The sequence below is a fragment of the Stenotrophomonas sp. P5_A8 genome, from assembly GCF_056400545.1.
On sequence record NZ_JBFULB010000146.1, the window covers coordinates 1 to 9,639 of the forward strand.

General features: G+C 67.9%; 8 protein-coding genes. 3 read left to right on the forward strand and 5 right to left on the reverse strand.

The annotated features are described in order from the left end of the window. The first annotated feature begins 249 nt into the window (after positions 1-249). Positions 250-1,509, forward strand: coding sequence for an enoyl-ACP reductase FabV (gene fabV, locus AC1DQP_RS11780; RefSeq protein WP_478051649.1), 1,260 nt, complete (start codon positions 250-252; stop codon positions 1,507-1,509). Between the two features lie 49 nt (positions 1,510-1,558). Here the strand turns inward: fabV and AC1DQP_RS11785 are convergent, their stop codons facing one another. Both AC1DQP_RS11785 and AC1DQP_RS11790 read right to left on the reverse strand, forming a co-directional pair. Then, positions 1,559-2,764, reverse strand: a complete 1,206-nt coding sequence (locus AC1DQP_RS11785) for an MFS transporter (RefSeq protein WP_457319363.1) — start codon at positions 2,762-2,764, stop codon at positions 1,559-1,561. Continuing rightward, complete coding sequence (locus tag AC1DQP_RS11790; protein ID WP_478051650.1) at positions 2,761-4,002, reverse strand: MFS transporter; 1,242 nt, start codon at positions 4,000-4,002, stop codon at positions 2,761-2,763. The genes AC1DQP_RS11785 and AC1DQP_RS11790 overlap by 4 nt, the downstream gene beginning before the upstream one ends. Positions 4,003-4,135: 133 nt before the next feature. Here AC1DQP_RS11790 and AC1DQP_RS11795 point away from each other — a divergent pair, with 133 nt between their 5' ends. Continuing rightward, entirely contained in the window at positions 4,136-4,723 is a 588-nt protein-coding gene (locus AC1DQP_RS11795; RefSeq protein ID WP_478051651.1) for a TetR/AcrR family transcriptional regulator, read from the forward strand. 33 nt (positions 4,724-4,756) lie between these two features. Here the strand turns inward: AC1DQP_RS11795 and AC1DQP_RS11800 are convergent, their stop codons facing one another. The 3 genes from AC1DQP_RS11800 to AC1DQP_RS11810 all read right to left on the reverse strand — a co-directional run bounded on the left by AC1DQP_RS11800 (position 4,757) and on the right by AC1DQP_RS11810 (position 8,652). Further along, entirely contained in the window at positions 4,757-6,829 is a 2,073-nt protein-coding gene (locus tag AC1DQP_RS11800; RefSeq protein WP_457319366.1) for an EAL domain-containing response regulator, read from the reverse strand. A 90-nt stretch (positions 6,830-6,919) separates the two neighbouring features. Beyond that, a complete protein-coding gene (locus AC1DQP_RS11805; protein WP_457319367.1) occupies positions 6,920-8,104 on the reverse strand; it encodes a BaiN/RdsA family NAD(P)/FAD-dependent oxidoreductase in 1,185 nt (394 codons plus the stop codon). Further along, complete coding sequence (locus AC1DQP_RS11810) at positions 8,101-8,652, reverse strand: YaeQ family protein (protein WP_256773990.1); 552 nt, start codon at positions 8,650-8,652, stop codon at positions 8,101-8,103. Before AC1DQP_RS11810 ends, AC1DQP_RS11805 begins: the two co-directional genes overlap by 4 nt. A gap of 42 nt (positions 8,653-8,694) precedes the next feature. On the opposite strand from AC1DQP_RS11810, the gene AC1DQP_RS11815 reads away from it, so the two are divergent. Next, positions 8,695-9,594, forward strand: coding sequence for a pseudouridine synthase (locus tag AC1DQP_RS11815; RefSeq protein WP_457319368.1), 900 nt, complete (start codon positions 8,695-8,697; stop codon positions 9,592-9,594). The last annotated feature ends 45 nt before the right edge of the window (positions 9,595-9,639 follow it).

Consider the following 9,639-nt stretch of genomic DNA (forward strand, 5'->3'; position numbering starts at 1 on the left):
GGGTTGGCAGGAGCGTAGGACGCACTGGATGGCGCCCGCGAGCCCCCACGGACGGGTTTACGGCGCGTCCTGCCAAACCCATCCCGTCCCTCGCAAACGCAGTGACAAACGGCCCGCCATACACCCCCGTCGGTTGTACAACGCGCCCCCGCGCACTACGATCCCTTGCGTTCGCGCAGCCGCCACGGTGGCGCGCGTTGCCCCTTTTCATCGCGCAGGCCCGGCCTGCGCCAGTCAATCGAGGTCTCCATGGTCATCAAACCGCGTGTGCGCGGCTTCATCTGCGTCACCACCCATCCTGTCGGCTGCGATGCGGCCGTCAAGCAGCAGATCGAGTACATCCAGTCCAAGCCGAAGATTGCCAACGGCCCGAAGAAGGTCCTGGTGCTGGGTGCATCCACCGGCTACGGCCTGGCAGCGCGCATCACCGCCGCCTTCGGCAGCGATGCGGCCACCCTCGGCGTGTTCTTCGAGCGCCCGGGTACCGAAACCAAGCCCGGCACCGCCGGCTGGTACAACACCGCCGCTTTCCACAAGTACGCCGAACAGGCTGGCCTGTACGCCAAGAGCGTCAACGGYGATGCGTTCTCCGATGAGGTCAAGGCCAAGGTCATCGAGCTGATCAAGCAGGACCTGGGCCAGGTCGACCAGGTCGTGTACAGCCTGGCCGCACCGCGCCGCAAGCATCCCAAGACCGGCGAAGTGATCAGCTCCACGCTCAAGCCGATCGGCGCGCCGATCACCCTGCGCGGGCTGGATACCGACAASGAAGTGATCACCGAAACCACGATCCAACCGGCCAGCCCGGAAGAAGTCGCCGGTACGGTCGCGGTCATGGGCGGCGAAGACTGGCAGATGTGGATCGATGCGCTGCTGGAGGCCGGCGTGCTGGCGGAAGGCGCCACGACCACCGCCTTCACCTATGTCGGCGAAGAGATCACCCAGGCCATCTACTGGAACGGCTCGATCGGCGCGGCCAAGAAGGACCTGGACACCAAGGTGCTGGGCCTGCGCGCGAAGCTGGAGAAGATCGGCGGCGACGCGCGCGTGTCGGTGCTCAAGGCCGTGGTCACCCAGGCCAGCTCAGCCATTCCGACCATGCCGCTGTACCTGTCGCTGCTGTTCAAGGTCATGAAGGCCAAGGGCACCCACGAGGGCTGCATCGAACAGCTCGATACGCTGTACGACATTCTCTACGGCGGCAAGGACGCGGGCACGGCGATCGAGCGCCTGCGCCATGACCTGGTTGCCGACGGCGGTCGCAAGGTCGAACTGATCGACGAGGCCGGTCGCCTGCGCGCGGATTACAAGGAAATGGCGCTGGAGGTGCAGGGCGAAGTCGTCGCGCTGTGGCCGCAGGTGACCAACGAGAACCTGTACGAGATCAGCGACCTGGCCGGTTACAAGGCGGAGTTCCTGCGCCTGTTCGGGTTTGGCGTGGAAGGCGTGGATTACGACGCCGACGTCGCCACCGACGTGAAGATTCCGAACCTGGTCGAGATGGCCTGATCCGGCGTGCCCGAACAGGCACGCGTGGGTTGCACTGCAAACGCCGGGATTACCCGGCGTTTGTCGTTTCAGTTCCAGCGCGGCGCCCGCCTGCCGTGAGCACCAACGCCAGCATCAGCGCGGCGCCGGCACAGCCGGCCGACAACCAAAGCACGGCGGTCAACCCAAGCCCGTCCACCAGCTGACCACCGCTCCACGATCCCAGCGCGATGCCCACGTTGAACACGCCGACATAGAGCGCGCTGGCAATTTCAACGGCCTGCGGCGCGGCCCGTATCACCCATGTCATCAGGCCAACCGACACCCCGCCATAGGCCAGCCCCCAGACCAGAAGCACGGCCGTGCCGCCGGCTGCGGTGTCGCCGAGGGTGAGGTACAGGAGCGGGGTGAGCAACAGGCCCATCGCAATGGCGGTGATCGTGGCTGCGGGGCGATGGGCCGCCGCGGTGCCGGCGATGAAATTGCCGACGATGCCCGCGATGCCGTAGCCGAACAGCACTGCGCCAACCCAGCGTGGATCCACGCCGGCCATGCTGACCAGTAGCGGCCGCACGAAGGTGAAGGTCATGAAATGCCCACCGACCAGCAGCAACGTGAGCAGCAGTCCTGCCTGCAACGCCCGGTTGCCCAGCTGCCCGCGCAACTGGTGCAGGGTAGGGGAAGACGTTACCGACAGTGTGGGCATCGCCACGAGATGCAGGACCAATACCGCTGCACTGAACAGCGCCATCGCGGCGAAGGCCCATCGCCAGCCGGCCAGGTCGCCGATCCAAGTCCCCAGCGGCACGCCCAGCACCGATGCCGCCGCGACGCCGCCGAAGATGATCGACGTGGCCAGCCCCACGCGTTCGGCCGGCACCAGCCGGGCAGCCAGGCCGCCGGCGATGGCCCAGATGCCCCCCATGCAGAACCCGACCAGGATCCGCGCGGCGAGCAACCAGCGGATGTCCGCCGCCAGCGCCGAGGCCAGGTTGGCGGTCACCAGCAGGGCCAGCAGCCCCGCCAGGATCCAGCGTCGGTCAATACCCCCGGCGCTGATCACCACGATCGGCGCGAACAGGGCCGCCAGCAGCGCAGGCAGCGAGAGGGTCAGCCCCACCGTGCCGGTGCTGGTGTCCAGGTGCTGGGCGATATCGGTCAACAGCCCTACCGGCAGCATTTCGGTGGTCACCACCGCGAAGGTGGCCAGGGCGGCGGCAACAACCGCCAACCACGCGCGTGGTGCATGCGGATGCGCACCGGGAAGCCTGTTCATCGTTCGGATCCTGCAGAAAGGGAGGGGGTCGTTGCGGCGGCGTCGCTTGCGTCGCGCGTCTGCGCGGGGAGGCGCTGATGCGCCCACAGCGCAGTGAGCGCCACCATGGCAGCGCCAGCGACGGCGACGACGAATGCGGCGCGCGCACCGCCGATATCCACGAGCTGGCCGGCGCTTGCCGCGCCTATCGCCACGCCCACGTTGAGCCCGGCCAGCAGCCAGGTCATGCCTTCGGTCAGCCGGTGCGCAGGCACGAGCCGCTCTACGATCGACATYGCTACGATCATGGTCGGAGCGAAGCACACTCCAGCCACCAGCACGGCCACCGCAAGCGCAGCGACGCTGTCCACCCGCAGCAGGGGCAGGGTGGACAGTGCGGTCGCCATGCCACCCAGCAACAGCAGCCGACGCAGTGGCCAATGCAGTGTGACCGCACCGAACAACAGCCCCGCCACGCACGAGCCCAGTGCATAGGCGGACAACACCACGCTGGCGGTGGCGGGAACGCCGCGCTGGTTGGCGAAGGCGACACTGGTGATGTCCACCGTACCGACAATGACGCCCATCGCGACCATCAGCAGCGCCAGCAGGCGCACGTTCCCCACGCTGATCGCCGACCCGTGGCGGTCGCCCGGGTCAACCGGCTGCAGCGGCGGTTCGCTGCCACGCTGCACGGTCAGCGCGGTGACGCCGAGCGCCAGCAGCACGGCGGCGGCGAACAGGCCCGCCAGCGGATCGATCGCCACCGACAGTCCTACCGCCAGCGGCGGACCGGCAATGAAGGTCACTTCATCCAGCACGGTTTCGAGCGAGTAAGCGGTTTGCAGACGTGGTTGCCCCCGGAACATCGCGGCCCAGCGCGCGCGCACCATCGCCGACATGCTTGGCATGCACCCGGCCAGCACCGCGCCGGCAAACAGCGTCCATGCCGGTGCGTGCCGCGCGGCCGCGGCGAGCAGCAGCGCCATGCCCAGCACACTGACCGTCGCGGCGACCGGCAGCACGCGCGATTGCCCGTGGCGGTCCACCTGGCGCGAGATCTGTGGCGAGAGCAGCGCGTAGGTGAGGACGAACGCGGCCGCCACGGTGCCGGCAAGGGCATAGCTGCCGCGCAGTTGCGCGAGCAGAGTGATGATGCCGATACCGGTCATCGGCAGGGGCAGTCGCGCCAGCAGGCCGGCCAGGACGAAGCGCCCCGTTCCGGGGGCGGCAAACAGCGTTCGGTAAGGGGCAAGCATCAACGTTCTCCAGGATTGCGCCATCGGCCGGCACGGGTTCATGCGCATACATACGACGCGTATGAATAAAATCCTATATACATACGTTGTGAATGTAAATAAACATACGAACCGTATGTAAGGAGTTGACCGGATGGCCCGCCGCACCCGTGCCGAGATGCAAGAGACCCGCGCCGCCCTGTTGGCCACCGCGCATGCGGTATTCACCACGCATGGCTATGYCGACGCCTCGATGGACGATCTGACCGCGCAGGCAGGGCTCACCCGTGGCGCGCTTTACCACCACTTCGGCGACAAAAAGGGATTGCTGCAGGCCGTGGTGGCGCAGCTGGATACCGCGATGGATGTCCGACTACAGACGATTTCGGCCACGGCTGCCGATCCGTGGGAAGGCTTTCGCAGCCGCTGCCATGCCTACCTGGAGATGGCCCTGGAGCCGGACATCCAACGCATCGTGCTACGCGATGCGCGTGCGGTCCTGGGCGGCGCATCACCGGAAGCGCAGCGCCATTGCGTCGCCTCGATGCAGGCCCTGCTCGAAAATCTCATGCGCCTTGGCGTGGTGGCGGACGCCAGCCCGCAGGCGCTGGCTTCGCTGATATACGGCAGCCTCGCCGAAGCGGCGTTCTGGATTGCCGAGGGACCCGGGGCGTCGGAACGACTGACGCACGCACAGGCCGCGCTTGATCTGCTGCTGCGCGGCTTGCTTGCCTCCCGTTAGCGGCCGGTCACGACGGCGGGCCGTGACCCGGCATCAGGCGAAATCGAAGTCCATCGCCGGACCGGCCGTGCCGACGAATTCGCCCTGCACGTAGTCCACCCCGGCACTGAACAGCAGGCTCATCGAGTTGGCATCGGCGACGAACTCGGCGATGGTGCGGATGTTGGCCGACTGCGCGCGCGCGGTGATTTCGCTGATCTTCTCGCTGTGCTCGCGGGTGCTGGCGACATCGCGGGTGAAGTCGCGGTCCAGCTTGAGGAACTGCGGCTGGAAATGCGCCAGCAGCTGGAACGAGTCCAGCCCCGAGCCGAACTGCTCCAGCCCGATCTGGCACCCCAGCGGCGCCACCTCGGCGAGGAACTGCTGGGCGTTGCGCAGGTGGGTGAACACCTTGGCTTCCGGGGCGTGCAGCCACAACCGCTCGCCCGGTACGCCGTGCGCCTGCAGTTCGCGGCGCAGGGTGGCGATCATCTGCGGGTCGTTGAACGATTCCGGGGTGATCTTGACCATCATGTAGGTCGGCTTGCCGGCACGCTCGCGCTGGCCGAGCACACCGATCGCATGGGCCACGACCCAGCGGTTGATGTCGGCCAGCAGGCCGTGCTCTTCGGCGATGCCCAGGAACGCGGTCGGGCTGAGCAGCTCGCCGTTGTTTTCCAGGCGCAGGTAGGCCTCGTACAGTTCCAGCGGTTCGCCCTGCAGGTTCAGTGCCGGCTGGTAGTGCAGCTGGAAGCCATCGCCGGCCAGTGCCTCGCGGATGCGCGCGACCCAGCGCTGGATGCGCTCTTCCTCAACCCGATCGACCGCGGCCGGATCGAAGATGCGGGTGGTGTTGCCCAGTTCGGACGCCGCCTGCTGGCATTCGGTGGCACGCGCCAGGACCTGGCCGATGCTGGCGATCTTCTCGCCGACCTGCACGCCGCCGATGCTGACGGTGACCGTGGCCGAACGTTCGCCGATGCTGAACACCTGCGCGGCGAAGGCCTCGCGGATCTGATCGGCCAGTGCCACGGTCTGCGCGTAGGCGCCTTCGGTCAGCACCGCGAAGCTGTGTTCGCCGAAGCGGGCAACCTGGGCCTGCTCGCCCACGCTGTCGGCCAGCACCCGGCCCAGCGCGCCGATCAACGCATCGGCCGAATCCAGCCCGATGTCCGGCAGCAGCCGTGCGTAGTGGTCCGGTTCGATCAGCAGCAGGCCGAACTGGCCCTCGCTGCGGCCGGCCTGGGCGACGGCGTTTTCGACATGCAGCATGAAGGTGGGGCGGTTGAGCAGGCCGGTGACCTGGTCGCGCTGGCGCAGGTCTTCGACCTCGCGGGCCAGCTCCGGGTCGAACTCCATGCGCCGGCGGCGGAACACCACCTGCAGGCAGGATTCGCCTTCATAGCTGGCCTGGGTGAACTCCATGGTCGCCGCGAACACCGCGCCATCCTGGTTGCGCGCGTCCACCTGGTACTGCGGCGGCGGCGCCTCGCCCTTGCTCATCGACTTCAGCAGCTGCTTGAAGCCGTCCACGTGCTGCGGGGCGACCATGTCCAGCAGCGAGATGCCTTCCACGTCGTCGAAGGAGTCGTAGCCGAACATCTCCAGGTACGCCTCGTTGGCGCGGATGTGCATGCCTTCATGGACGTAGGCGATCGGGTCGCGCGAGGAGGAAATCAGCGCATCGCAGCGACGCTCGGTCTCGCGCATCTGCGCCTCGATGCGGCGCAGCCCACGGCGCGCGTGCAGGTCGGTCCACTCGTTGCGCACCACCGCCAGCAGGTGTTCGGGGCGGTTGCGCAGGGCGATCGCACGGATGCCGTTGGCACCGGCTTCGACCCACTCGTTCTCATCGATCGATTCGGCCAGCAGGATCATCGGGATGTCCTTGCCGCTGGCCGCGATCTGCTGGGTCACCTGCAGCAGCGGGATGCTCTGCGCGGGGGCGACGAGCACCAGGTCGATCGGCTGGCTGCCCAGGATCTGGGCCAGCTCCTCGCTGTGCTGCGGGCGCGCCGGGCGCACGGCGATGCCGCTGTTGCGCAGCGTGCTGACGATGGTTTCAGCGTTTTCCCCGCTGTCATCCACGATCAGCAGGCGGACGGTGATGTCATTCGCGTTCTGCATTCACTACTCCCCGGACTGCAAACTTGATACACGATGCGTGTGGATACGTCCATGCGGCAGACGGTAGCCGGTCACGGATCCACGCGATGGTCAGACCACCTGGCCGGCGGCATGGCCGCTGGCCCAGGCCCACTGGAAGTTGTAGCCGCCCAGCCAGCCGGTCACGTCCAGCACTTCCCCCACGAAGTGCAGGCCGGGGACCAACTGCGATTCAAAGGTGCTGGAAGACACCTTGCGGGTGTCCACCCCGCCCAGGGTGACTTCGGCGGTGCGGTAGCCCTCGGTGCCGCTGGCCACCAACGGAAAGCCCTGCAACAGGGCGGCCGCCTCGCGCAGCTGCGGTTCGTCGATCTGCTTGACCGGGCGGTCCGGCAGCCAGTGCTCGCACAGGCGCAGCGCCAGCCGCCGCGGCAGCACCTCCGACAGCACCGTGCGCAGCTCGGCCGCGCCGCGCTCGGCCTTCATCCGGCGCAACCAGGCGTCCGCGTCCTGGCCCGGCAGCAGGTCCAGGCGCAGGTCGTCGCCGGGCTCCCAGAACGAGGAGATCTGCAGGATCGCCGGGCCACTGATGCCGCGGTGGGTAATCAGCATCGAGTTGCGGAATTCCACGTTGTTGCAGCGGGCGGTAATCGGCAGCGCCACGCCGCTGAGGTCGTTGAAACGTTCCTGGTGCTTGCCGCTCAAGGTGAGGGGCACCAGCCCGGCGCGGGTGGGCAGCACCTCGTGGCCGAACTGGCGGGCCAGCTCATAGCCGAAGCCGCTCGCGCCCAGGCTGGGGATGGAGAGCCCGCCGGTGGCCACCACCAGCGAGGCCGCATGGAAATGCCCCTGTGCGGTCTGCACGTGGAAGCCGTCGGCGCCGCGTTCGACCTTGGTCACCGCGCAATCGGTGCGCACCTGGACGCCGGCGGCCTGGCACTCGTCCATCAGCATGCGCACGATCTGCTTGGAGGAGATGTCGCAGAACAGCTGGCCCAGTTCCTTCTCGTGGTAGGCGATGCCGTGGCGCTCGACCATCTCGATGAAGTGCCAGGGCGTGTAGCGCGCCAGTGCCGACTTGCAGAAGTGCGGGTTGGCCGAGAGGAAGTTGGCCGGGGCGGTGCCGGTGTTGGTGAAATTGCAGCGGCCACCGCCGGACATCAGGATCTTCTTGCCGACCTTGTTGGCATGGTCGATCACCTGCACGATGCGTCCGCGCTGGCCCGCCGTGAGCGCGCACATCAGCCCGGCCGCACCGGCCCCGATGACCAGCACGTCGCAGCGGATCACACTCACGCCTGCGCTTTCTGCTTGCGCCAGGTGGGGATGACGCTGAGCTGGGCCTTGTCGGATGTCAGCTGCACTTCGCCGTCCTGGATCTGCACGTCCCATTGCATCGTGCGTTCGATCTGCGCGCCCCATTCGGTGACGAACTCACCGGGCAGGTCCATCACGTCCAGCCCGGACAGCTTCTTCAGCGCCGAGGCGTTGCGGTCCCACCAGATATCGGCCGCGCGGCCACCATAGGTGACCAGCTGCACCGCGCGCGCGCGGCCGGCGGCCTTGCGCAGGCGCGATTCGTCCGGCTGTCCCAGCTCGATCCACAGCTCGATGTCGCCGGTGTAATCACGGCGCCACAGGTCCGGCTCGTCGTCCACGCTCAGGCCACGGCCGAATTCCAGGCGGTCGTCGGCGTTCAGCGCGAACGTCAGCAGCCGCACCATCAAGCGGTCATCGGTCTCGGACGGATGCTGGGCCAGGGTCAGCGTATGGCTGGCGTAATAGCCGCGATCCATGTCGCTGATCTGCAGTTCGGCCTTGCGGATGGTGGCGGTGAGGGCCATGGGGATACCGTAAACAAAGAGCGCCATGATAATGGGTGTGCCATGACCCCGTCCGATCCGATTCCCAGCGCCATCGCCGCCAGCCGCCTGCAACTGCCGCCGGGCGAGTGGGCGAGCCTGCTGGACGGGCTGTGCGCGCGCTTCCCGCGCATCGAGCGGGCGCAGTGGGAGAGCCGGTTCGCGCGCGGGCGGGTGCAGGATGCGCAGGGCAGGGCGCTGGCGCCGGACCGGCCGTGGCAGGTAGGGCTGGAGATCCTGTATTTCCGCGAGGTGGCCGACGAGCCGGCGATTCCGTTCCTCGAATCCATTCTCTATCGGGATGCGGACCTGCTGGTGGCCGACAAGCCGCATTTCCTGCCGGTCACGCCGGCCGGGGGGCATGTGCGGGAAACGCTGCTGGCGCGCCTGGTCGCGCGCACCGGCAACGCCGAGCTGGTGCCGCTGCACCGGCTGGACCGGCTCACCGCCGGGCTGGTGCTGTTCTCGACCCGGCCGGCCACGCGCGACGCCTACCAGCGCCTGTTCCGCGAGCGGCGCATCCACAAGACCTACCAGGCGCTGGCGCCCGCGCTGCCCGCGCTGACGTTCCCGCTGGAGCGGCACAGCCGACTGGTGCCGGGCGATCCGTTCTTCCGCATGGACGAAGCGCCCGGGGAGCCGAATGCGCGGACGCGGATCGAGGTGCTGTATGCCGACGGCCCGATCTGGCACTACCGGCTGCAGCCCGAAACCGGGCGCAAGCACCAGCTGCGCGTGCACATGGCCGCGTTGGGTGCGCCGATCGTGGGCGACGATCTGTATCCGCAGCTGTGCAGGGTGGGGCCGGAGGAGGTCGAAGCGCCGCTGCAGTTGTTGGCGCAGGGGTTGGCGTTTGTCGATCCGTTGAGCGGGGCGCCACGGCAGTTCGCGAGCGAACGCCAGCTCGAGCAGCACCCCGGGTAGTGCCGGCCGCTGGCCGGCTCCCCTGGAACCTGGGCACCCGAGGAG

Excerpts from the sequence above, each read along its gene's own strand:
- AC1DQP_RS11785 (WP_457319363.1), bottom strand. The coding sequence starts at position 2,764 with ATGAACAGGCTTCCCGGTGCGCATCCGCATGCACCACGCGCGTGGTTG.
- AC1DQP_RS11815 (WP_457319368.1), top strand. The coding sequence starts at position 8,695 with ATGACCCCGTCCGATCCGATTCCCAGCGCCATCGCCGCCAGCCGCCTG.
- AC1DQP_RS11800 (WP_457319366.1), bottom strand. The coding sequence starts at position 6,829 with ATGCAGAACGCGAATGACATCACCGTCCGCCTGCTGATCGTGGATGAC.
- AC1DQP_RS11810 (WP_256773990.1), bottom strand. The coding sequence starts at position 8,652 with ATGGCCCTCACCGCCACCATCCGCAAGGCCGAACTGCAGATCAGCGAC.